Origin of the sequence: Hydrogenophaga sp. (assembly GCF_050250835.1) — a bacterium.
Classification (GTDB): domain Bacteria; phylum Pseudomonadota; class Gammaproteobacteria; order Burkholderiales; family Burkholderiaceae_C; genus Hydrogenophaga.
On record NZ_JBFWNX010000021.1, the window covers coordinates 12447 to 34990 of the forward strand.

The 22544-nt window shown below is 67.9% G+C and carries 19 protein-coding genes; 8 read left to right on the forward strand and 11 right to left on the reverse strand.

Going from position 1 to position 22544, the window contains the following annotated elements:
- The first annotated feature begins 173 nt into the window (after positions 1-173).
- Complete coding sequence (locus AB7F11_RS19325) at positions 174-1451, forward strand: D-amino acid dehydrogenase (RefSeq protein WP_428289979.1); 1278 nt, start codon at positions 174-176, stop codon at positions 1449-1451.
- On the opposite strand, the gene AB7F11_RS19330 is transcribed toward AB7F11_RS19325, so the two are convergent.
- Genes AB7F11_RS19330 through AB7F11_RS19340 form a run of 3 tightly spaced genes read right to left on the reverse strand, consistent with a single transcriptional unit; the run spans position 1411 to position 6644 of the window.
- The gene (locus AB7F11_RS19330; RefSeq protein ID WP_428289978.1) at positions 1411-2310 is read right to left on the reverse strand and encodes a LysR family transcriptional regulator; all 900 of its coding nucleotides are present in this window, start codon (positions 2308-2310) and stop codon (positions 1411-1413) included. The two genes, AB7F11_RS19325 and AB7F11_RS19330, sit on opposite strands and share 41 nt — an antisense overlap.
- 37 nt (positions 2311-2347) lie before the next feature.
- Positions 2348-5515, reverse strand: a complete 3168-nt coding sequence (locus AB7F11_RS19335) for an efflux RND transporter permease subunit (RefSeq protein ID WP_428289977.1) — start codon at positions 5513-5515, stop codon at positions 2348-2350.
- A 7-nt stretch (positions 5516-5522) separates the two neighbouring features.
- Positions 5523-6644 (reverse strand): efflux RND transporter periplasmic adaptor subunit, encoded by a 1122-nt coding sequence (locus AB7F11_RS19340; RefSeq protein ID WP_428289976.1) that lies wholly within the window; start codon positions 6642-6644, stop codon positions 5523-5525.
- 122 nt (positions 6645-6766) lie between these two features.
- Between AB7F11_RS19340 and hpnC the strand changes: the two genes are divergently transcribed.
- The 6 genes from hpnC (at position 6767) to AB7F11_RS19370 (ending at position 13990) form a co-directional block, all read left to right on the forward strand.
- Positions 6767-7696: a squalene synthase HpnC gene (hpnC, locus tag AB7F11_RS19345; protein WP_428289975.1), complete on the forward strand. Its 930-nt coding sequence runs from the start codon at positions 6767-6769 to the stop codon at positions 7694-7696.
- A 92-nt stretch (positions 7697-7788) separates the two neighbouring features.
- Positions 7789-8805, forward strand: coding sequence for a magnesium chelatase ATPase subunit I (gene bchI, locus AB7F11_RS19350; protein WP_428291745.1), 1017 nt, complete (start codon positions 7789-7791; stop codon positions 8803-8805).
- An 85-nt stretch (positions 8806-8890) separates the two neighbouring features.
- Entirely contained in the window at positions 8891-10675 is a 1785-nt protein-coding gene (locus AB7F11_RS19355; RefSeq protein WP_428291746.1) for a magnesium chelatase subunit D, read from the forward strand.
- 44 nt (positions 10676-10719) lie between these two features.
- A complete protein-coding gene (gene bchO, locus AB7F11_RS19360; protein WP_428291747.1) occupies positions 10720-11601 on the forward strand; it encodes an alpha/beta fold hydrolase BchO in 882 nt (293 codons plus the stop codon).
- Positions 11602-11711: 110 nt separating this feature from the next.
- The gene (locus AB7F11_RS19365; RefSeq protein WP_428299922.1) at positions 11712-12794 is read left to right on the forward strand and encodes a TRAP transporter substrate-binding protein; all 1083 of its coding nucleotides are present in this window, start codon (positions 11712-11714) and stop codon (positions 12792-12794) included.
- Positions 12795-12868: 74 nt separating this feature from the next.
- Positions 12869-13990, forward strand: a complete 1122-nt coding sequence (locus AB7F11_RS19370) for a DUF2855 family protein (RefSeq protein ID WP_428291422.1) — start codon at positions 12869-12871, stop codon at positions 13988-13990.
- Here the strand turns inward: AB7F11_RS19370 and AB7F11_RS19375 are convergent.
- The 8 genes from AB7F11_RS19375 to ccmA are packed head-to-tail and all read right to left on the reverse strand — an operon-like array spanning position 13987 to position 20569.
- Positions 13987-15252, reverse strand: a complete 1266-nt coding sequence (locus AB7F11_RS19375) for a cytochrome c-type biogenesis protein CcmH (protein ID WP_428291421.1) — start codon at positions 15250-15252, stop codon at positions 13987-13989. The genes AB7F11_RS19370 and AB7F11_RS19375 overlap by 4 nt on opposite strands.
- Before the next feature lie 2 nt (positions 15253-15254).
- The gene (locus tag AB7F11_RS19380) at positions 15255-15812 is read right to left on the reverse strand and encodes a DsbE family thiol:disulfide interchange protein (RefSeq protein ID WP_428291420.1); all 558 of its coding nucleotides are present in this window, start codon (positions 15810-15812) and stop codon (positions 15255-15257) included.
- Positions 15809-17815, reverse strand: a complete 2007-nt coding sequence (locus tag AB7F11_RS19385; RefSeq protein WP_428299921.1) for a heme lyase CcmF/NrfE family subunit — start codon at positions 17813-17815, stop codon at positions 15809-15811. The genes AB7F11_RS19380 and AB7F11_RS19385 overlap by 4 nt, the downstream gene beginning before the upstream one ends.
- Entirely contained in the window at positions 17812-18270 is a 459-nt protein-coding gene (gene ccmE / locus AB7F11_RS19390; RefSeq protein ID WP_428291418.1) for a cytochrome c maturation protein CcmE, read from the reverse strand. Before ccmE ends, AB7F11_RS19385 begins: the two co-directional genes overlap by 4 nt.
- Positions 18267-18446, reverse strand: a complete 180-nt coding sequence (gene ccmD, locus AB7F11_RS19395; RefSeq protein WP_428291417.1) for a heme exporter protein CcmD — start codon at positions 18444-18446, stop codon at positions 18267-18269. Before ccmD ends, ccmE begins: the two co-directional genes overlap by 4 nt.
- Entirely contained in the window at positions 18443-19195 is a 753-nt protein-coding gene (ccmC, locus tag AB7F11_RS19400) for a heme ABC transporter permease CcmC (protein ID WP_428291416.1), read from the reverse strand. The genes ccmD and ccmC overlap by 4 nt, the downstream gene beginning before the upstream one ends.
- A 7-nt stretch (positions 19196-19202) precedes the next feature.
- On the reverse strand, positions 19203-19922 hold the full coding sequence (gene ccmB / locus AB7F11_RS19405) for a heme exporter protein CcmB (RefSeq protein WP_428291415.1): 720 nt from the start codon (positions 19920-19922) through the stop codon (positions 19203-19205).
- Complete coding sequence (ccmA, locus tag AB7F11_RS19410) at positions 19919-20569, reverse strand: cytochrome c biogenesis heme-transporting ATPase CcmA (protein ID WP_428291414.1); 651 nt, start codon at positions 20567-20569, stop codon at positions 19919-19921. The genes ccmB and ccmA overlap by 4 nt, the downstream gene beginning before the upstream one ends.
- Positions 20570-20623: 54 nt before the next feature.
- Between ccmA and AB7F11_RS19415 the strand changes: the two genes are divergently transcribed.
- A complete protein-coding gene (locus AB7F11_RS19415) occupies positions 20624-21898 on the forward strand; it encodes a Coenzyme F420 hydrogenase/dehydrogenase, beta subunit C-terminal domain (protein ID WP_428291413.1) in 1275 nt (424 codons plus the stop codon).
- The last annotated feature ends 646 nt before the right edge of the window (positions 21899-22544 follow it).

Below are 22544 nucleotides of genomic sequence, written 5' to 3' on the forward strand. Positions count from 1 at the left end.
GACGACCGTCCCAGTGTACGGAGCACACCTGCACTTTGAGAATGCTTTTTTGTCGCCCATCCATGTCTGGGGTTTATGGCCTCGCGGTCTCGAAACACCCATGACTTCACGGCATGGGCGATGGCATGAACGGCATTTTTCAAACAGCCATCCTCACCTCTACAGTGCGCAGCATGAGCGCCCCTCCTTCCCCATCCCTTCACGTCTGCGTGCTTGGCGCCGGCATCGTCGGCCTGGCCACAGCCTGGCAGTTGCAGCGCGATGGTCACCAGGTGACGCTGATCGACAGCGCCCAGGCCGGTGCCGGCGCCAGTGGCGCCAACGGTGCGCAACTGAGCTATTCCTATGTGCAGCCGCTGGCCGACCCTTCGCTGTGGCTGCAGTTGCCCAAGCTGCTGCTGGCGCCCGACTCGCCCTTGAAGTTCCGGTTGCAGTTCGATCCGCAGCAGTGGGCCTGGGGCTTGCGCTTTCTGGCCGCGTGCCGCGCCAGCGTGTCGCGCCGCACCACGGCCGGCCTGCTCGCGCTGGCGGCGGAGAGCCGGGCAGGGTTTGAACAATTGATGGCGCAAGAATCGCTGGACTGCGATTTCTCTGCCACCGGCAAGCTGGTGCTCTACCCGGACGCCCCCGCGTTCGCTGCCGCGAGACGGCAAATGGAACTGCAGCGCAGTCTGGGTACCGTGCAGCACGCGCTCTCGCCCTCCGAGGCGCTGGCCATCGAGCCCGCGCTGGCGCACCACGCGCCCCACTTCGCCGGTGCCATCCATACACCCAGCGAATGTGCGGCGGACTGCTTCAAGGTGTGCCAGGCTTTGCAACAACGGCTGGCGCAACGCGGCGTGCGCTTCCTGTTCCACACCGAGGTCACGCGGCTGCTGCGCCAGGGTGAACGCATTGTGGCCGCCGAAACGCGCGAGGGTCGCATCGAAGCCGACGCCTTCGTGGTCGCGCTCGGCACGGGTTCGCGCCGATTTGCCGCACCGCTGGGGCTGGATGTGCCGGTGTATCCGCTCAAGGGCTACAGCATCACCTTGCAGGCCAGCGAAGCCGATGGCGCGGCGCCGCGCGTGAACGTGACCGACGCTGCGCGCAAGGTGGTCTTCGCTCGAATTGGAGACCGCCTGCGCGTGGCGGGCATGGCCGAACTGGTGGGGCACGACCGCGCGATACCGGCCCAGCGCATCGCTTCGCTGGTGGCCAGCACACGCGAGGTGTTTCCCCAGGCCGGCAACTTCGAGGATGTGCAACCCTGGGCCGGCCTGCGCCCGGCCACGCCGACCGGCCTGCCGGTGCTGGGCCGGCTGCCGGGTTCGCCATCCAACCTGCTGTTCAACACCGGGCACGGCGCCCTGGGATTCACACTGGCCTTTGGCAGCGCGCAGCGGGTGGCGCGCGCGTTGAATGAAAGTCTCAGTCCAGCTGCTGGAGGGCTTGTTGCATGCAGCGCGTGAAGGTGCGGGTGGTGAGCGAATTGGGCCGCGCGAGCGGGCGCAGCATGCGCACGGTGGTGGCCAGTTCGGGTTCCAGGGTAAGCACGTCGACCCGGTCGGCATCTGCCGAAGCGGCGGTGCAGCCCTCCACCATGGCCACGCCCACGCCGTGGTGCGCGAGCGCCAGTGCCACGTGGTAGGTCTGCACGGTCATCACTTCCTGCAGGCCGGCACCGCTGTCTCGCACGGCATGCGCCAGCAAGGTGCCCAGCGGGTCCTGGCCATCGAGTGCGATCACGGGCAGCTTCGCCAGCTGGGCCAGTGTGATGGTGCCTGCCCTGACCTGTTTTGATGGCAGCATGCCCTTGGGCACCACGCAGACCACGCGCCGCTGCGCGAGTTGCTCCTGAGCCAGCGCGGGGTGCGAGACGGCGCTGAACACGTAGCCGACATCGGCCTCCTGCAGCACCAGTGAAGACACGATCTGTGGCGAGTGCAGTGCCTCATGATGCACAACCACCGAGGGATGTTTTTCGCGAAACAGCCGCATGGCGCGCGGAAAGACTTCGTAGCTCAGCGCGAGCACGGTGAGCACGCGAAGCTCACCCTTTCCGCGCCCGGCCTTGAGGCTGGCGGAGAGGCGCTGCACCTCGTCGAGCTGGGTGAACAGCCGTTCGATGTGCGGGTACAAGACCTGCGCCTCCACCGTGGGCTTGAGCCTGCCGCCGACGCGTTGAAAAAGCTGAAAGCCCAGTTGAAGTTCGGCGTGCTGCAACGTGCGGCTCACGGCGGGCTGCGTCACATTGATCATGCGGGCGGCGGCGCTCACGCTGCCTGTGAGCATGACGGCATTGAAGACTTCGATGTGGCGTAGGCGCATGCTTGGTATTGTTCCCTCTTTTCTCCGGTGGGATCGGTCATCGGCCAACAGCGACGGTCTCCCGCCTGACCCGGAACCACGCCGCATACATCGCAGGCAACGCCAGCAGAGTCAGCACGGTGGCCACCACAAGCCCGCCCATGATCGCCACCGCCATCGGCCCCCAGAACACGCTGCGTGACAGCGGAATCATCGCCAGCACCGCCGCCGCTGCCGTCAGCACGATGGGCCGCATCCGCCGCACCGCCGCCTCCACGATCGCGTCCCACGCCGGTACGCCGCGCGCACGGTCCTGTTCGATCTGGTCAATCAGAATCACCGAGTTGCGCTGGATCATGCCCATGAGTGCAATCACGCCCAGCAGCGCCACGAAACCAAACGGACGGTTCAGCAGCAGCAAGGCCCCGGCCACGCCTGCCATGCCCAGCGGACCGGTGAGGAACACCAGCAGCGAGCGGCTGAAGCTCTGCAACTGCAACATGAGCAGGGTGAAGACGATGAACAGCATCAATGGAATGCCTGCCGCAATCGAAGCCGAGCCCTTGCTGCTTTCCTCCACCGCGCCGGCCACTTCGATGCGGTAGGCATTCAGCCCCCGCTCGGCCCAGCCGTCGCTGATCTTCTTCAACGCCGGTTGCAGCTCCGCCGTCACGGTCGCACCCTGCAAGCCCTCCACCACGTCGCTTTGCACCGTGATCGCGTAGTCGCGGTTCTCGCGCCACATCACGCCCGGTTCCCAGTCAAACACTGGCCGGGCGATCTGCAGCAGCGGTATGGCCTGGCCACTGGCCGTGGGCAGGTAGGCATTGGCCAGGCTGCTGATGGCGTCACGCTCTTCCAGCGGCTGGCGCAGCACGATGTCGATCAGCTTGTCGCCCTCGCGGTACTGGCCCACCGTGCTGCCGCTCAGCAGCGTGCGCGAAGCCTGGGCAATCGACTGGCTGGACACGCCGAGCGCGCGCGCCTTGGCCTGATCCACCTCGAGCCGCAGCCGCTTGACCGACTCGTTCCAGTTGTCGTTCACGCCGCGCGTGTTCGGGTTGGCGCGCATCGCCTGCGTGACCTCGTCGGCCAGGCCGCGCAACACCGCCGGGTCGGTGCCCACCACGCGGAACTGCACCGGATAGGGCACGGGTGGGCCGTTGGGCAGCAACTTCACGCGCCCACGCACTTCGGGAAATTCCGTGGCCAGCAGCGCCGGCAGCGCCTTGCGCATCTGTTCGCGCGTCTTCAGGTCCCTGGGCAGCACAATCATCTGCGACACGTTGGTCTGCGGAAAGATCTGGTCCAGCGGCAGGTAGAAGCGCGGCACGCCCGATCCCACCCAGGTGCTCACACTGCGCACGCCGGGCTCGGCAGCCAGGCGCGTCTCCAGGCGCCGCGTCACCTCGTCCATGGCCTGCATGCTGCTTCCCTCAGGCAGCCACACATCAACCAGAATCTCCGGCCGGCTCGAATCGGGAAAAAACTGCTGCTGCACCGAGCCCATTCCCACGATGCCGAGCACAAAGGTGAGGATGGTCGCGCCGATCGTGATCCAGCGGTGCTCCACGCACCAGTCCACCGTGGCCCGAAACCGCACGTAGAACGGACCGTCGAAAACCTCATGCACCTGACCCACATGGGGCTTGACCTTGAGCAGCTTCACGCCCAGGTAGGGCACGAACATGACCGCCACCACCCAGGAGATGACCAGCGCAAGCACGGTGACCGCGAAAATGGCAAACGTGTATTCCCCGGTGGTGGAATTGGCCAGCCCGATCGGCAGGAAGCCAGCCGCCGTGATGAGCGTGCCGGTGAGCATGGGCATGGCGGTGGCCTCCCAGGTGAAGGTGGCCGCGCGCATCATGCTGTAGCCCTCTTCCAGCTTGCGCACCATCATCTCCACCGCAATGATCGCGTCGTCCACCAGCAGGCCGAGCGCGATGATGAGCGAGCCCAGCGATATCTTGTGCAGGCCGATGCCCCAGTAGTTCATGGCAAGGAAGGTGATGGCCAGCACCAGCGGTATGGTGATGAACACCACCAGGCCCGGACGCATGTCCAGCGTGTAGCGGCGCAGACCCTTGCCACCTTCACGCCGGTGCAGGCCCAGCGCCAGGAAACTCACCGCGAGCACGATCACCACCGCCTCGATCAGCACCTTCACGAACTCGTTGACCGAGTTCGTCACGGCCGAGGGCTGGTCCTGCACCTGGGCCAGCGTCATGCCCGCCGGCAGGCGCGCCTCGATGCCCGCCACCGAGGTCTTGAGGGCCTTGCCCAGCGCAATGATGTCGCCGCCCTTGGCCATGGAGATGCCCAGGGCGATGCTGTCTTTGCCGTTGTGGCGGACCAGCACCGCCGGAGGATCTTCGTAGCCCAGGCCGATGTCGGCGATGTCGCCCAGGCGGATCTGCGTGCCGTTGGCCGCACGGATGGGCATGGCGCGCAACTGATCGACCGAGTTGAAGGCGCCGGCCACGCGCACCTGCACCACGTCCTGCGGCGACTGAACCGCGCCCGCCGATTCCACCGCGTTCTGCTGGCCCATGGCGTCCAGCACCTGCTGCAGGTTCAGGCCGAGCACCGCCAGGCGCTTCTGCGACATCTCGATGTAGAGCTTTTCGTCCTGCACCCCGAAGAGCTCGACTTTGCTGACATCGGGCACGCGCAGCAATTGCTGGCGCACATCGTCGGCCACCGTCTTGCGTTCTGCGGGCGAGAAACCCTCGCCCTGCAGCGCGTAGATGACGCCGTACACGTCACCGAATTCGTCGTTGAAAAACGGCCCCACCACACCTTGTGGCAAGGTGCCGCGCATGTCGCCCACTTTCTTGCGTGCGGTGTACCAGACCTGCGGCACTTCGCCCGGCGGCGCAGAGTCCTTGAGCTGAAAGATGATGAGCGTCTCACCCGGCTTGGAGTAGCTGCGGATCTTGTCTGCGTAGGGCACTTCCTGCAGGGTCTTCTCGATCCGGTCCGACACCTGCTCGGCCACCTGCTCGGCGGTGGCACCGGGCCAGTAGGCGCGCACCACCATGGCACGGAAGGTGAAGGGCGGGTCCTCGTCCTGCCCGAGCTGGAAATAGGCCGCCACCCCCAGCAGCATGAGCACGATCATGAGGTAGCGCGTGAATGCCTGGTGGTCCAGCGCCCACTGCGAAAGGTTGAAGCGCGAGACCCAGGAACCGGGCTGCGTGGCGTCGTGACTGGTTTCGCTCATTCGGAGCTCACTGCGCGGTGGTGCCAACGAAGCGCGTGACCTTCTGGCCTGGCGCGAGCACATGCACCCCCGCGGCCACCACTTCATCGCCAGGCTTGAGGCCGGCAGCAATCACCATCTCGTTGCCATCGGCGCCGGCCACCACCACCGGGCGCGGCTGCACGGTGCCCGCCGCTGCGTCGAAGACCCAGACCGACGTGCCCGATCGGTCACCATCGGTGGAGCGCATCAGTGCGCTGGTGGGCAGCTTGATCACCGGACCGGCCACGACCGCGCTGGCCGATGGCGCCAGCGTCACGTAGGCTGTTGCACCCAGCGGCGCGGTGGCGTCGTCGGGCAGCGCGAGCTTGACCTGGTAAGTGCGCGTGAGCGAATCGGCGCTCGCGGCCACTTCACGAACCACCGCGTTCATCGGCGCCGCTGTCCCACCCGCGCCACCCGCTCCCGCCCACAGGCGGACTTGCGCGTTCGTACCCGCCTTGAGCTGTCCCACCCGGTCTTCGGGCACCGCGATCACCACGTCACGCGCGCCGTCGCGCGCCACCCGCACCACCGGTGTGCCCGCAGCCACCACCTGCCCCACTTCCGCCTCCACCGCCAGCACCACGCCCGCGCCGTCGGCCAGCAGGCGCGCGTAGGCCGCCTGGTTGCCCTGCACCGCGCCCTGGGCTTTCGCCTGCCGCAAGGTGGCCTCGGCCGATTGCAGCGTGGCCTGGCGCCGCTCGATCTCGGCACCGCTCACGAATCCACGGGACAAGAGGTCCTGGTAGCGCCGGAGGTCGGCGGCGGCCAGGTCGCGCTGCGTCTGCGCCGCGCTCACCTGGGCTTGCGCCGCCTGACTGGAGAGTGCCAGGTCCTGCGAATCGAGCTGGGCGAGCAACTGGCCGGGCTTGACGCGCTGCCCCACTTCGGCCGGGCGCTGCACCAGCTTGCCACCCACCCGGAAACCCAGCCGCGATTCGGTGCGGGCCCGAACCTCGCCCGCGTACTCGGCCCGGACATTGAAGTCGCCCGTGCCGACAGTGAGCAGCTTGACGGATCGGATCGGCTCCTGCGAGGCTTCCGGACGGGCGCAGGCAGCCACAGCCAGGGCAACGGAAACGATGAGCAGCATTCGGGGTGTTCTCATGGCGGTGCTGGCTTGCGCCCAGGGGTGTGAAGCGGTTGGAATTTGGTCAGATCATTAATGACTGACCGGTTAGTAATCAAAATTGTAGTGTAAATTCGACCCCCTTCTCCAGGATTTCCGCCATGCCCCCGACCCTCGAACCCTCGTCATCCTCCGTCGCCACTGCCGCCTCGCGCGCGGACTGGCTCGGCGGTGCGGTCGGACACGACGAAAACTTCCCTGTCGCCTCCTGGCTGTGCCCGGCTGCCTTGCGACCCGCCGTGGCGGCCATCTACCACTTCGCACGAACCGCCGACGACATTGCCGACGAGGGCGATGCCACCCCTGAGGAACGCCTGGCCGAACTGGCAGCCTACCGCGCCGACCTGGTGCAGTGCCTGCCGGGCGCCGTCGCCGCCGAGGCCCCCTCCCGGCGCTGGCCGAAGGTTTTCGGTCCGTTGACTCAGGCGGTGCGTCGCCACACGCTGCCGCCCGAACACCTGCACGACCTGATCAGTGCATTCGAGCAAGACGTGCGCCACACCGCGAGCGCGCATCCCTATGCCGACATGGCGGAGCTGCTGGCGTATTGCCGCCTCTCGGCCAACCCGGTAGGCCGATTGCTGCTGCACCTCTACGGCGTGCGCGACGAAGCGTCGTTGAAACACAGCGACCAGATCTGCAGCGCCCTGCAACTCATCAACTTCTGGCAAGACCTGAGCGTGGACCTGCCGCGAGGGCGCAACTACCTGCCGGCCGACGTGCTGCAGCGCCAGGGCGCCACGGTGGCCGACTTCCTGCCCCAGGAGACCAGCGCGGCGGGCCTGTCGTTCCCCCGCCAGCAGGCCGTGGTGGCCGAGTTGTGCGGCTTCGCGCGCGGCCTCATGCAGCAGGGCGCCCCGTTGGTGCACCGCGTGCCGGGGCGAGCCGGCTGGGAGCTTCGCCTGGTCGTGCAAGGCGGCCTGGCCGTGCTGGACAAGATCGCCGCGATCGAGCACCGCAGCTGGCAGACCCGCATGAAGCTCGGCTCAAGCGACCTGCCGCGCCTGGCCTGGCGCGCGCTGTGGATGTGAGCAACGCCAGCCACTGAGTCCCCGGAACGACACCGGCTTCAGTACAAGTCCCTGGGCCAATCACGGGGTGCCATGCCATACTGATTTCCCATATGGCACAGGCATTCCCTTTCTCGGCGATCGTGGGTCAGGATGAGATGAAGACGGCGATCCTGATCGCCGCCATCGACCCTGGCATTGGCGGGGTTCTCGTCCTCGGGGACAGGGGCACAGGCAAGTCCACGGCGGTTCGTGCGCTGGCCGCCTTGCTGCCCAAAATGCGCGCCGTGGTGGGTTGCCGTTACGGCTGCGACCCGGCCGAGTCCGCCAGCCACTGCGAGGAATGCGCCGCTCAACGCAACACCGCCAGGAGCCACCTGATCCCCGTGCCTGTGGTCGACCTGCCACTGGGCGCGACCGAAGACCGCGTGGTCGGTGCGCTCGACCTGGAGCGTGCGCTCTCCCAGGGTGTCAAGGCCTTCGAGCCCGGCCTGCTGGCGCAGGCGCATCGCGGCTTTCTCTACATCGACGAAGTCAACCTGCTCGAAGACCACCTGGTCGATCTGCTCATCGACGTGGCCGCATCGGGCGAAAACGTGGTGGAGCGCGAGGGCCTTTCGGTGCGCCACCCGGCGCGCTTCGTGCTGGTGGGCAGCGGCAACCCGGAAGAAGGCGAACTGCGTCCGCAGTTGCTCGACCGTTTCGGCCTTTCGGTGGAGGTGAAGACGCCAGAGGCGCTGGCCGACCGCGTTGAAGTGGTTCGGCGCCGCGATGCGTTTGAGCAGGACCGCGCCGCCTTCATCGAACGCTGGCAGAAGGACGACGAACGCATTCGCAAGCAGATCACCGCAGCGCGCAAGCGCCTGCCTGAAGTTTCCATCAGCGAAGCGGTGCGCGAACGCATCAGCGTGCTGTGCGCTGCGCTCGGCACCGACGGCCTGCGTGGCGACCTCACCCTGTTGCGCGCCGCGCGAGCGCTGGCCGCGCTCGACGGTGACAAGACGGTGCTCGATGCGCACATCCGCCGCGTGGCCGCACCAGCGCTGCGTCACCGTCTGCGCCGCAATCCACTGGACAACGCCGGCTCGAGCGCTCGCGTGGAACGCGCTGTGGCCGAACTGCTCCCGTAGCCGCTCGGGCTGCACCGATACACCTTCCGGCTGCACCACACACCGTTCGGGCTGAGCCTGTCGAAGCCAAGCGCACTCCACACCCATGCTTGAACTCGCCCCCCCCGCGCTCAGCACCGACGCGACACTCACTGCCGCCCTGTGCGCGGTGGACCCCGTGGGTCTGGGTGGCGTCGCCATTCGATCGCACGCTGGCCCGTTGCGAGATGCCTGGTTGAACCTGCTCAAGTCGCTGCAAGCCGAAGGCGCCCCCTGGCTGCGCCTTCCCCACCATGCCACCGACGCTGCCCTGCTGGGCGGGCTCGACCTCGCTGCCACGCTGCAGACCGGCCGGCCAGTGGCGCAACGCGGCCTGCTTGCACGCGCCGATGGCGGCTGGCTGGTGCTGGCCATGGCCGAACGTTGCGGCGCCAACGTGGCCGCCCACCTGAGCGCCGCGCTCGACCACCGTGAAGTGCGCTTGCAGCGCGACGGCCTGGCCCACACTGCGCCCGCACGCCTGGGCCTGGTGGCGCTGGACGAAGGCCAGGGCGACGACGAGTGCCTGCCCGCCACCCTGCTTGACCGGCTGGCCTTTCATGTGGTGCTGGAGCCCGCCAACCCCATGGACGACGCCCCCGTGTTCACGCCGGCTGAGATCGCCCTGGCCCGCGCCGCGCTGCCCACTGTGCAAGTGCCTGATGAACTGGTGCAAGCCATTTGTGGTGCGGCGATGGCATGGGGTGTGGCCTCGCTGCGCGCGCCACACATGGCTGTGCGAGCCTTGCGGGCGGCGGCGGCGCTGGCCGGGCTGAGCGTGGCGGACGAAACGCACGCTTCGATCGCCGCGCGCCTGGTGCTGGCGCCGCGGGCGACGCGACTGCCTGCACCCGCAGAGCCACAGCAGGCCCCAGCCGATGAACAGCCACCGCCCAGCCCGGAGAACAGCCGCACGGAAGAAGATGCGCTGGACAGGACGAAAGACGACGCTCCCGCCGTGCCGCAAGCGCTGGAAGATCAGCTCATCGAAGCCATGCAGGCCGCCCTGCCCCCCGGCCTGCTGGCCGCGTTGCAGTCAGGTGAGCAGCACCAGGCACGAGCCCGGGCCGCCGGTACGGCGGGCGCCCTGCAGAAACACGCGCACCGGGGCCGACCAGTCGGCACGCGTCGGGGCGAACCGAGAGCCGGCGCGCGCCTGCACTTGCTGGACACCCTGCGCGCCGCCGCGCCCTGGCAGCGCCTGCGCCAGCGCGAAGCCACACCGAACACTCGCAGGCGCATCGAAGTGCGGCGCGAGGATTTTCATGTCGTGCGTCACCGCCAGCACCGGCCGACCACCACCGTGTTCGTGGTCGATGCCTCGGGCTCTGCCGCGCTGCACCGCCTGGCCGAGGCGAAAGGCGCTGTCGAACTCCTGCTGGCCGAATGCTATGTGCGGCGCGACAAGGTGGCTGTGCTCGCGTTTCGCGGCTCGGGCACCGAACTGCTGCTGCCGCCCACGCGCTCGCTCGCCCGAGCCAAACGGGCGCTGGCTGCGCTGCCCGGCGGCGGCGGCACACCGCTGGCCCAGGGCATCAGCACCGCACTCGAACTGGCGCAGCAGATCGCACGTGCAGGGGACACGCCAGTCACCGTGTTTCTCACCGACGGCCGCGCCAACATCGACCGCCACGGCAACCCTGGCCGCGCTCAGGCCACGCAGGATGCGCTGATCGCCGGGCAGGCGTTTGCGCTCACGGGCCTCCAGGCCCTGTTGATCGACACCTCACCCCAACCGGCGGATGCGGCACGCGAACTGGCCCACGCCATGTGCGCGGCCTACATCCCGCTGCCCTACGCGGGCGCCGCCGGCCTGAGTCAGGCCGTGTTGCTGGCCCAGTCCACCGGCTAGGGCCTGTTCACACACTTTTCCCAAGCGTGAACAGGCTCTAACCCATGGACTGGAATCTCCACGGCAAGGACTGGCCACATCACGAATGCAGCCGCTTCGTGCAGGCCGGTGGCCTCACCTGGCATGTGCAGGTTTTCGAGGGCGCGGACCCCGCGCCACCCGTGGTCCTGCTGCTGCACGGAACCGGCGCCTCCACCCACTCATGGCGCGACGTGGCGCCCCTGCTGGCGCGCCGAGGCCACACCGTCATTGCGCCCGACCTGCCCGGCCATGCGTTCACCGGCATGCCGAGCGGCGGCGTGGGCGCACCTCAGCTCAGCCTGAAGGGCATGTCGCGCGCCCTGCAGGCGCTGCTGCAGACACTTCAAGTCCAGCCCACGCTGGTGATTGGGCATTCCGCGGGCGCGGCCATCGCCATCCGAATGGCCATCGACGGCCTCATCGCGCCACGGCGAATTGTTGGCCTCAATGCCGCCGTGCTGCCGCTCGGTGGGCTGGCGGGGCCGTTGTTCTCTCCGGTCGCCAAGCTCATGGCTGCGGCGCCGCTGGTGCCTCGACTGTTCGCCTGGCGCGCCCGTGACCCGGCCGTGCTCGAACGCCTGCTGGGCAGCACGGGCTCACAACTCGACGCCACCGGCATCGCCCTCTACCACCGACTGGTCAGCCATCCCGCTCACGCGGGGGGCGCGCTGGCCATGATGGCCAACTGGAACCTGCCGCAACTCGCGCGCGACCTGCCCCGACTGAAGACGACGCTGGATCTGCTGGTCGGGGAGAACGACCGCACCGTGCCACCTGCGCACGGCGCTCTCATCCTCGAGCGCGTGACACCTGCAGCGCGCGGCAGGCTGGTGGTCCTGAAGGGGCTGGGCCATCTGGCTCATGAGGAGGCGCCGGAGCGGATCGTCGAGCTGGCCTGCCCCTAAGACCCTGCCCAGGCATCCCCCTGGGGGTACGGGCATAATCGGCGGCCTACGAGGGGTGCAACGCCCCATTCACCGCAACCGTCGAACTTCCCCCCTAGGAGCCTTTTTCAATGGATCGTCGTTCCCTGATCAAGAACGCTGGCATCGCTGGCGTTCTGACCGCTGGCATCGCCCCCGCCGTGCATGCCCAGGCCGCTGTGCGCTGGCGCCTGGCCAGCAGTTTCCCCAAATCGCTGCCCACCATATTCGGCTCCGCCGAGAAATTCTCCGAGACGGTCAAGGCCCTGTCGGGTGGCAAGTTCGAAGTCTCGGTGCACGCTGCCGGTGACCTGGTCCCAGCCTTCGGTGTGGTCGATGCGATCCAGGACAGCACCATCGAAATGGCGCAGACCGCCTCGTACTACTTCACCGGCAAGGACCCCATCTTCGCCTTTGGCTGCGCCGTGCCTTTTGGCCTGACCGCGCGCCACATGGACGCCTGGATGGAGCACGGCAATGGCCGCAAGCTCATGGACGAGTTCTATGGCAAGTTCAACATCGTCTCGATGAGCTCGGGCAACACCGGCACCCAGATGGGCGGCTGGTACCGCAAGGAGATCAAGACCGTGGCCGACCTCAAGGGCCTGAAGATGCGCCTGGGCGGTGGCCTGTTCGGCGAGACCATGGCCAAGCTGGGCGTGGTGGCACAGAACATGCCCGCTGGCGAGGTGTACCAGGCGCTGGAAAAAGGCTCGCTGGATGCCACCGAGTTCGTCGGCCCGTTCGACGACGAGCGCCTGGGCTTCCAGAAAGTCGCTCCCTTCTACTACTACCCTGGCTGGTGGGAGGGCGGCGCCGAGCTGGAGTTCTTCATCAACAAGAAAGCCTTCGACGCGCTGTCGGCCGAAAACAAGGCCATCGTGCGCGCCGCTGGTGCCGTGGCTGCCCGCGACATGACCGCCAAATACGACGCCCAGAACCCCATCGCCCTCAAGCGACTGGTGTCTGCTGGCACCAAGCTCATGCCTTTCTCCAAGGCCATCATGGACGCCGGCCTCAAAGCCTCGAAGGAAGTGTTCGCCGCGCACGAAGCCAAGTCGCCCGAATTCAAGAAAATCCACCAGGACATGCGTGCCTTCCAGCGCGACCAGATTCTGTGGAGCCGCTTCTCCGAGTGGCGCTACGACAGCTACATCACCGGCGTGAAACTCTGACGCCTGTCGACATGACCGTCTGACCGAAGAGCCCGCCACGAAAGTGACGGGCTCTTTTTTCTGGAGATGCCACCATGACCACCACCCAGTTCCAGGTTCGCAAGAACGCGTTGGCAACCACCCGCCTGGTGACCCTGCCGGTTTCAGCGCTGACCGATGGCGAGGTGCGCGTGCGCGTCGAGCAGTTCGCCTACACCGCCAACAACATCACGTACGCCGCGTTCGGTGACGCGATGAACTACTGGCAATTTTTCCCGGTGTCAGGTGAAGACAAAGAGGCCTGGGGCATCGTGCCGGCGTGGGGCTTTGGCGTGGTGGAAGACTCGCGCTGCGCCGGCGTGGCGGTGGGTGAGCGCCTGTACGGCTACTGGCCCATGGCCACGCACGCGGTGTTGCAACCGGTGCGCGTGTCGCCAGCAGGGTTCCTGGACGACGCGCCGCACCGCGCAGCGCTGCACACCCTCTACAACCAGTACCTGCGCTGCGCTGCCGACCCGCTGCACGATCCCGACACCGAAGCCTTGCAGGCGCTCTTGCGGCCACTCTTTCTCACCGCGTGGCTGATCGACGATTTCCTCGCCGACAACCAGTTCTTCGGCACCTGCGAGGGCGGCCAGCGCGGCGTGATGCTGCTCTCTTCGGCCAGCAGCAAGACCGCCTTTGCGACGGCCGCGCAACTCGCGAAGCGGCCCGAGACGGACGTGGTCGGCCTGACCTCTGCCGCCAACGTGGCGTTCTGCCAGAGCCTGGGCGTCTACAGCCGCGTGCTCGCCTACGAACAGCTGGACCGAATAGCGAGTGACACGCCCTGCGTGTATGTGGACTTTGCCGGCAGCAGCCCACTTCGCAAGAACATCCACCGCCGCTTTGAATATCTGGCCTACAGCTGCTCCATCGGCGGCACGCATGTGGACCAGTTGTCGGGCGCGCGCGACCTGCCCGGCCCACGTCCCGTGCTGTTCTTCGCGCCTGCGCAGGCGAAGAAACGCCATGGGGACTGGGGTGCCGTCGAGTTCAACGAGCGCATGGCACGCGCATGGCACGGCTTCATCGAGCAGGTGAGCCAGCCTTCTGCGCCTTGGGTGAAGGTGCAGCACCACCGGGGTCCCGATGCGGTAACGGCCGCTCACGCGCTGGTGCTGGCCGGGCTAGGGGACCCGCGCATCGGTCACATGCTGTCGCTGCAGGAAAGTTAGGGCACCACGCCTGCGACGAGCACGCGCAGACCCTGCTCGGTGTTGGCGATGGCACCGGTGCGGCCCACCAGATCGCCCGCCTTCGGCATGGCATCACCCGAGCGACTGATGCGCGCTTCCACCACCACCTGCGCGTGGTCAGAAATGCGGTGATCGGGCGCCATGGCCTGGTCGTCGCTCAGCTTGAACGCCACGGGTTCTTCCGACGCACTCAGGCGCAAAACCGCCAGCGGCAGGCGCGGGCCCTGCGGTGTGCGAGCCGTGATGTAGAGCGTGTCGCCCGGCTGCAGGCGCGAGCGAAGTTCAGGGGCGATCTCGACGCGTCCGGAGATGCCCGTGGTGGACGTGGCGGCAGGCGCCTGCGCTGCGGCCAGCGCCAGCGCTTTCGGATGGCGCGGGTCGATTGCCAGCGCGCGCTGCACCAGCCGTTCGGCTTCGGCTGAACCGCCGGGCCCGTTGATCAGGCGCAGCAGGTCGGCGCGGTCGGCGAGGCGCTGCGCGTCGTCGGGGTCCAGCTCGATGGCGCGCGCGTAGCTCTCTGCCGCCTGCGCATAGCGCTGCAGGCTGGCCTGCGCGCGGGCCAGCATGTCCCACGCCGGCGCATCGGCTGCGTTGCCGGCCGGCCGGGCGCGCAGGGCCTGTTCCATCTGCCGCACCATGCCGTCCACATCGGCCAAGGTGGGTGCGGCATGGGCGGGCTGCAGGATGGACGCAGGCTGGCCGAGCACGCTGTAGAGCGCAAGCGCGGGCACCGCGAGCACCAGCGCGCCGAGCGTGAGTTGCCGCGCACTGTAAGCACCGCCAGAAATGGCCGTGGCGTGTTCGGCGGGTAGGTCGCTGCCCTCACCCGCCTCAAGACTGCCAGCGGCGCGCCGCTGCAGATGCCGCACCAGCGCAAAGCCACCGAGCAGCAACAACATGAAGGGCCCCAGCCACAGCAACACCGTGCTGGTCTTCAGCGGCGGGCGGTAGAGCACGAAGTCGCCGTAGCGCTGCGACATGAAGGCGAGGATGTCGACCTCACTGCGACCGTCTCTCAGTTGCTCGCGGATCTGTCCTCGCAGGTCCACCGCCAGTTCGGCATTCGACGCAGCCACGGTTTCGTTCTGGCAGACCAGACAACGCAGTTCGGCGCCGATCGCCATCACGCGCGCTTCGAGCGCAGGGTCGGCCACGGCCAGTTTCGCGCTGCCGGGATCCTGTGCGGCGACGTGCAATGCCAGCGAGGACACGATCAACACCATGACACGACGCAACGACATGGTCAGCCTTCCAGTTGCCGCAGCAGCGGCAGCAATTGCTTCTGCACCACCTCGCGCGTGAGCTCGCCGGTGTGCTTGTGGCGGATGACGCCGTCGCTGTCGATCACGTAGGTCTCCGGCACGCCGTACACGCCGAAGTCCAGTCCCACGCGGCCCTGCGTGTCTGACAGCGTGGCCGTGTAAGGATTGCCGTGCCGCGCCAGCCAGCCCAGCGCCAGATCGCGACGGTCCTTGTAGTTCAGGCCGATCAGCGTCACCTGCCCAGTCTTCGCCATCTCCACCAGCAGCGGGTGCTCGGCCTGGCAGGCCACGCACCAGGACGCCCACACGTTGAGCACCCACACCTGGCCGCGCAACTGTTCGGGGCCCAGTGTGCGTTCGGGCGCCGCCAGCGTGGGCAATGCAAACGAGGGCACGCGCTGGCCAATGAGCGGCGAAGGCACCTCGCGCGGGTTGAGCTGAAGGCCGGCACCCAGCACGCCGACCAGCGCGATGAAAGCCACCAGCGGCCAGAGAAACCGCAGGCCGCGTGGCGCGGGCTTGCCTGCGGGCGCGCTCATGGCTGCACCTTCTGCGCCACCACCAGCGGCGGCACGGGCCTCGTTGCCTCGGCGTGTTCTTCGCGGCGGCGGCGCACCACGCGGTAGCGCCGGTCGGCCATGGCGAGCAGGCCACCCATTGCCATCATCAGGCAACCGCCCCAGATCCAGTTCACCAGCGGCTTGTGGTGCAGGCGCACGCTCCAGGCGCTCTCGCTCACCGGTTCGCCCAGCGCCACGTACAGGTCGCGCAACACGCGGCGGTCGATGGCCACTTCGGTCATGGGCATGCGGCTCACGGCGTAGAGCCTGCGCTCGGGCCGCAGCAGCGCCACCGGCTCGCCGCCGGCCGTGGTCACGCGCATCTGCGCCTGCGCCGAGGTGTAGTTGGGTCCCTGCACCACGCCCATGCTTTCCAGCGTGAAGCGGTAGCCACCCACCTCGGCGTGCTGGCCTGCTTCCATGCGCACGTCCGTTTCCGTGCTGAAGCTGCTCACCACGCTTACCCCGGCCACGAACACCGCCACGCCAAGATGCGCGAGCAACATGCCGAGCCAGGCGCCGGGTTGTGAGGCCAGCCCACCGAAGAAGCCAGCCGGGTGCGCGCGCAGGCGTTGCAGTGCGCCTGTGAGTGTGCTCAGCGCCACCCACGCCGCCAGCAGCAGCCCCAGGCCGGTGAGTGGCGCACTGGTCTGCCACCAGAACGCGCCCAGCAGCGCGGCCGCAGCGCTCACGGCGGCGGCCCAGCGCAGGCTGTTCACCAGATCGCCCACCCGGGCCTGCCGCCATTTCGCCAGCGGCCCCACACCCATGAGGAACAGCGCCGGCGCCATCAGCGGCACGAACACGGCGTTGAAGTACGGCGGCCCCACCGAGAGCTTGCCCATGCCGAACGCGTCGATCACCAGCGGGTACAGCGTGCCCAGCATCACGGCGGCCGTGGCCACCAGCAGCAGCAGGTTGTTGGCCAGCAGGAAGCTCTCGCGCGAGAGCACGCCGAAGCGTTCGCCCTCGCCCACGCTCGGTGCGCGCCACGCATACAGCGCGAGCGATCCGCCCACCACCAGCAGCAGGAACACCAGAATGAACACACCGCGCGCCGGGTCGGTGGCGAAGGCGTGCACTGAACTGAGCACACCCGATCGCACGATGAAGGTGCCCAGCAGCGAGAGCGAAAACGCCAGAATGGCGAGCAGCACGGTCCAGCGCCGGAAGGCGCCGCGCTTCTCGGTGACCATGAGCGAGTGGATGAGTGCCGTGCCCACCAGCCAGGGCATGAAGGACGCGTTTTCCACCGGATCCCAGAACCACCAGCCGCCCCAGCCGAGTTCGTAGTAGGCCCAGAAGCTGCCCAGCGCAATGCCCACGGTGAGAAAGCTCCAGGCCGCCAGCGTCCAGGGGCGCGACGCGCGCGCCCAGGCATCGTCAAGCCGCCCGCCGAGCAGCGCGGCCACGGCAAAGGCAAAGGCCACCACGAAACCCACGTAGCCCATGTACAGCATGGGCGGGTGAATGGCCATGCCCGGGTCCTGCAGCAGGGGGTTGAGATCCTGTCCATCGACCGGCGCTGGGAACACGCGCTCGAACGGGTTGGAGGTGAACAGGGTGAACAGCAGGAAGCCCACGCTGATGAGCCCCATGACACCGAGCACACGCGCCTTCATGGGCAGGTCGATGCCTCGCGCGAACACGGTCACGGCCAGCGTCCATCCTCCGAGGATCAACGCCCACAGCAGGATGGAACCTTCATGGTTGCCCCACACGGCGCTGAGCCGGTAGATGAGCGGCAGCGCGCTGTGCGAATGGTTGGCCGCGAGCAGCACGGTGAAGTCGTGCGTGACGAAAGCGTGCGTGAGGCAGACATAAGACACCAGCAGCAACGCAAACTGCGCGCGCGCCGCCGGCACGGCCAGCGCCATCCACGCCAGGCGGCCACACTGCGCGCCCCAGATTGGCAGCACGCCCTGCACCAGCGCCACGCACAGCGCCATCACCAGCGCAAAGTGTCCGACCTCGGCGATCATTTCGCGCTGCCTTCCACCAGGCTGCCCTGCCCCGTGCGGGCGCGGGCCAGTGCATCGGCTGCTTCAGGCGCCATGTAGTTCTCGTCGTGCTTGGCCAGCACCTGGTCGGCACGAAACACGCCATCGGCCCCGAGCCGGCCCTGCGCCACCACGCCCTTGCCCTCCTGGAACAGATCGGGCAGCAGGCCGGTGTAGACGACCGGAATGGCGCGTGCCGTGTCGGTCACCTGAAACTGGATCGTGAGGCTTTTGCCGTCGCGGCGCACGCTGCCCTCTTCCACCAGCCCACCGATGCGAAAGGCGCGGTCTCGCGGCGCTTCTTTCGCCTGCACCTGCGTGGGGCTGTAGAAAAACACCAGGTTGCTGCGAAACGCGTTGAGCACCAGGGCACTGGCCGCCCCCACCGTGAGCAGGCCCACCGCCAGCGCCACCGCGCGCCGCGTGCGCGGCTTCATGCGGCGCGCTCCCCGATGGCCTGGGTGTCGCTCGCCTCGCGCACCAGCAGCCGGCGGCGCAGGCGCAACAGCAGCAGCTCGGCCACCACCACGGCGGCGGTCATGCCCATCGAACCCCACACGTAGAGGCCGTAGCCACCCATGTCCAGGAAATCGCGCAGGTCGGTCCAGTTCATCGTGCAGCCTCCAGGGTCTGGCGTGCCCAGCCGGTGTGGCGTTCGCGCTCGAGCATGATCACGCGCACCCGGGCCAGCGCCACGGCGATGCAGTACATCCAGCACGCCAGCGCCATCACCAGCATGCCGAGCAACATGGGCGTGGCCATGCTGGGCGCCTTGGACAGGCTCACGGATGCGCCCTGGTGCAGCGTGTTCCACCACTGCACCGAGAAATAGATGACGGGCAGGTTGACCACGCCCACGATGGCCAGCAGGCCGGCGGCGCGGTCGGCTCGGCGCGTGTCGTCGATGGCGCTGTGCAGCGCCATGAAGCCGATGTAGAGGAAGAGCAGCACCAGCTCGGAGGTGAGCCGTGCGTCCCACACCCACCAGGTGCCCCAGGTGGGCTTGCCCCAGAGCGCGCCGGTCCACAGCGCAAGGAAGGTCATGAGCGCGCCGGTGGGTGCCAGTGCGCAGGCCATCATGCTGGAGAGGCGCGAGTTGAAGACGAGGCCGATGGCAGCCCACACCGCCATGGCCAGGTAAACCACCATCGACATCCAGGCCGTGGGCACGTGCACGAAGATGATGCGGTAGGCCTCGCCTTGCTGCGCGTCGGTCGGTGCCAGCCAGAAGCCGATGTAGAGACCGATGGCCGCGAGCACCAGCGCCAGCGCACCGAACCACGGAATGAGCCTGCCCGCCAGCGGGTAGAAGCGCTGTGGCGCCGCGTAATGGAACCAGTCGATGCGTCGCGTCGTGTTCATGGTGTGTTCACTCCATCGAAATGCGCAATGCCGCACTGGTCACCAGCGGCGCGGCCAGCAGCGAGAGCAGCAGCATGGCGCCGAGCAACGAAAAATGGCCGCCCACGTCCAGCCCGGCGCTGTGCGCCTGCACCGCGCCCGCGCCGAAGATGAGCACCGGCATGAGCAGCGGCAGCACCAGCAGCGACATGAGCACGCCCGCACCGCGCAGGCCCAGGGTGAGCGCCGCGCCAATCGCACCCACCAGGCTGAGCACCGGCGTGCCCAGCAGCAGCGAGAGCAGCAGCACGCCAGTGGCCGAGGCCGACAGGTCGAACTGCAGCGCCAGCAAAGGCGAAACCAGCACCAGCGGCAACACCGAGCTGCACCAGTGCGCCGCCACCTTGCCCAGCACCAGAAGCGGCAGCGGGTGCGCGCCGATCAGCATCTGCTCCAGCGTGCCGTCCTGGTGGTCGTCGGCAAAGAGGCGCGCCAGTGGCAGCGTGCACGCCAGCAGCGCGGCCACCCACACCACCCCTGGCGCCATGGTGCGCAACAGCGCGGGCTCGGGGCCCACGCCCAGCGGGAACAGGCTCACCACCATCACGAAGAACAGCAGGCCACCGAGCGCGTCGGTGCGGCGGCGTGCGGCGATGCGCAGGTCGCGCAGGACAATGCAGCGCAGGCCAGCCAGCCAGCCGGGTGCGCTGGCCGTCACCACAGGGGTGGTCACCACGGCGGTGTTCACAGCGCCAGCTCCTGGTGAGCCATGTCGTCCAGCGCCATCCCCTGGTGGCTGGTGAGCACCACCGAGCCGCCCCGGTGCAACTGGGTGCGCACCAGGCCTGCGAGCCAGGCGGTGGCGGTGGTGTCAAGCGCGTTGAAGGGTTCGTCCAGCACCCACAACGGTGCGTGACGCGCCAGCGCCAGCCGCGCCAGGCCGCAGCGCTTGCGCTGGCCTTGCGAAAGATGCCTCACCGGCACGCGTTCGAAACCGCACAGGCCGGCTTCGCCCAGGGCCTGCATCGCATGGGCGCGGGTCACATCCTGCCCGCCCAGGGTGCAGGCGGTCTGCAGGTTGTCCATCGGGGAAAGGTCGTCCTTGAGCGCGGCAGCGTGACCGAGGTACACGAGCTCGCGCCCCCAGGTCTCGCGCTGCGCAGCCAGCGGCTGGCCGCGCCAGCGCACGTCACCCTCGGTGGGTTGAAGAAGGCCGCACATGAGCCGCAGCAGGCTGGTCTTGCCGGCGCCATTGGCGCCTGCCACTCGCAGCAACTGGCCAACGCCGAGCGCCACATTCAGGCCGCTGAACAGACGCCGCCCGCCACGGACACACGCCACCCGGTTCAGCGCCAGGCCAGCGCTCCATTCGCCGAGGTTGTTGGGGGTGTTCACCGGCTGGCCTCAAGGGTTGTTGTCAACTTAATGTGACACTTATATCATCGGTCGATGGTTGACACAAACGCAGAAACCCCGAAGTCGGGCTGGCAGATGCCTCCCTGGCGAGAGGCGCCGGCCCGGCACTTCTGCACCGACTGCGGCCTCTCCCGCACAGACAACCCACGCCGCTGCGGCCAGGCCTGCCAGTTCATCGCGCCCGACTACCCCGCGCTCGAGCGCCGCGTGCATGGCCGCAGCCGCGCCCTGCCCGCCCCCGGCGAGAGCGGCAGCGACGAGCTCTTCTTCGGGCCGCACCGCCAGATGCTGCAAGCGCGTCTGGCCGAGCCGTTGGCCGGCGCGCAGTGGACCGGCATCACCACCCGCATCGCAGAGAAGTTGCTGCGCGCCGGCGAGGTGGACGCCGTGATCGCCATGGCGCCGCACCCGGACGATGCCTGGCGGCCGATGCCGGTGCTGGTGACGCGGCCCGAAGACATGGCGAAATGCCGCGGCATGCGCATGGGGTATGCGCCGCTCATTGCGCTGGTGGAGCCCGCGCTGCGCCAGGGCTTCAAGCGCCTGGCCGTCATCGGCATTCCCTGCCAGGTGTACGCGCTGCGGGCGATCCAGCCGGAACTGGAACGCGAACTCGGTCTGCAGAGACTTTTCGTGATCGGCACGCCCTGCTCCGACAACACCACCACCGAGCGCTTCCACCACTTCCTCTCGCTCATCTCGCCCCGGCCCGAGGACATCACGTATCTGGAATTCCGCGCCGACTACCACGTCGAGATCCGCATGAAAGGCGGTGAGGTGCGCACGATCCCGTTCCTGCAACTGCCGCTGTCCACCCTGCCACCAGACTTCTTTCCCACCACCTGCCGCACCTGTGTGGACTACACCAATGCGCTGTCGGACATCACCGTGGGCTACATGGGCGGTCAGGGCGAACAGTGGCTGCTGGTGCGCAATGAGCGCGGTCAGGCCCTGCTGGAGTTGTTGGGCAACGAAGTGGTGACAAAGGCGCCGGGCAGCGCGGGCAAGCGGGCCGGCGCGGTGCGTGGCTTCCTGAAGAACGTGGAACTTGCGGCCGGCGGCCTTCCGCTGCGGCGCATGCCCGACTGGCTGCGCCCCATCGTGGGCTGGCTCATGCCTCGCATCGGGCCACGCGGGCTGGAGTTCGCCCGCGCCCGGGTGGAAATGAAAGCCATCGAAACCCTGCTTCACCTGCAGCGTGAAGCCCCGGCCCGCATCAAGACCATGGTGCCCGAGCACGTGGTGCACTTGGTGCGGCCCTATGGGCTGGCGCGGGAAAAAGCAGCGGCACCGGTGCGTTCGGGCTGAGCCTGTCTCTCCCGTTCGGGCTGAGCCTGTCTCTCCCGTTCTGGCTGAGCCTGCTTCCCCGTTCGGGCTGAGCCTGTCGAAGCCTTGTGCCCACCTGCAGAGGATCCCTTCGACAAGCTCAGGGCGAACGGGGCGGTTGGTGCGCAACTTGGCTGCGCTCACTTACCCGATCGAGCTGACCCTGCTTCCCCGTTCGGGCTGAGCCTGTCGAAGCCTTGCCCTCCTGGGGAGGGTCCCTTCGACAAGCTCAGGGCGAACGGGGCGGTTGGTGCGCAACTTGGCTGAACCCACTTACCAGTTCGGGCCGCGCCTGCTTCCCCGTTCGGGCTGAGCCTGTCGAAGCCATGCCCTCCTGGGAAGGATCCCTTCGACAAGCTCAGGGCGAACGGGGCGGTTGGTGCGCAACTTGGCTGAACCCACTTACCCGTTCGGGCCGCGCCTGCTTCCCCGTTCGGGCTGAGCCTGTCGAAGCCTTGCCCTGCGGAGGATCCCTTCGACAAGCTCAGGGCGAACGGGGCGGTTGGTGCGCAACTTGGCTGCGCTCACTTACCCGTTCGGGCCGCGCCTGTTTCCCATTCGGGCCGCGCCTGCTTCTCCGTTCGGGCTGAGCCTGTCGAAGCCTTGCCTCTCCCAGGCCAGTTTGTGT

Excerpts from the sequence above, each read along its gene's own strand:
- bchO (WP_428291747.1), top strand. The coding sequence starts at position 10,720 with ATGGACTGGAATCTCCACGGCAAGGACTGGCCACATCACGAATGCAGC.
- bchI (WP_428291745.1), top strand. The coding sequence starts at position 7,789 with ATGGCACAGGCATTCCCTTTCTCGGCGATCGTGGGTCAGGATGAGATG.
- hpnC (WP_428289975.1), top strand. The coding sequence starts at position 6,767 with ATGCCCCCGACCCTCGAACCCTCGTCATCCTCCGTCGCCACTGCCGCC.
- AB7F11_RS19340 (WP_428289976.1), bottom strand. The coding sequence starts at position 6,644 with ATGAGAACACCCCGAATGCTGCTCATCGTTTCCGTTGCCCTGGCTGTG.
- AB7F11_RS19325 (WP_428289979.1), top strand. The coding sequence starts at position 174 with ATGAGCGCCCCTCCTTCCCCATCCCTTCACGTCTGCGTGCTTGGCGCC.
- AB7F11_RS19380 (WP_428291420.1), bottom strand. The coding sequence starts at position 15,812 with ATGAGCGCGCCCGCAGGCAAGCCCGCGCCACGCGGCCTGCGGTTTCTC.
- ccmC (WP_428291416.1), bottom strand. The coding sequence starts at position 19,195 with ATGAACACGACGCGACGCATCGACTGGTTCCATTACGCGGCGCCACAG.
- ccmD (WP_428291417.1), bottom strand. The coding sequence starts at position 18,446 with ATGAACTGGACCGACCTGCGCGATTTCCTGGACATGGGTGGCTACGGC.
- AB7F11_RS19330 (WP_428289978.1), bottom strand. The coding sequence starts at position 2,310 with ATGCGCCTACGCCACATCGAAGTCTTCAATGCCGTCATGCTCACAGGC.
- AB7F11_RS19385 (WP_428299921.1), bottom strand. The coding sequence starts at position 17,815 with ATGATCGCCGAGGTCGGACACTTTGCGCTGGTGATGGCGCTGTGCGTG.
- AB7F11_RS19370 (WP_428291422.1), top strand. The coding sequence starts at position 12,869 with ATGACCACCACCCAGTTCCAGGTTCGCAAGAACGCGTTGGCAACCACC.
- ccmE (WP_428291418.1), bottom strand. The coding sequence starts at position 18,270 with ATGAAGCCGCGCACGCGGCGCGCGGTGGCGCTGGCGGTGGGCCTGCTC.
- AB7F11_RS19415 (WP_428291413.1), top strand. The coding sequence starts at position 20,624 with ATGGTTGACACAAACGCAGAAACCCCGAAGTCGGGCTGGCAGATGCCT.
- AB7F11_RS19365 (WP_428299922.1), top strand. The coding sequence starts at position 11,712 with ATGGATCGTCGTTCCCTGATCAAGAACGCTGGCATCGCTGGCGTTCTG.
- AB7F11_RS19355 (WP_428291746.1), top strand. The coding sequence starts at position 8,891 with ATGCTTGAACTCGCCCCCCCCGCGCTCAGCACCGACGCGACACTCACT.
- AB7F11_RS19335 (WP_428289977.1), bottom strand. The coding sequence starts at position 5,515 with ATGAGCGAAACCAGTCACGACGCCACGCAGCCCGGTTCCTGGGTCTCG.
- AB7F11_RS19375 (WP_428291421.1), bottom strand. The coding sequence starts at position 15,252 with ATGTCGTTGCGTCGTGTCATGGTGTTGATCGTGTCCTCGCTGGCATTG.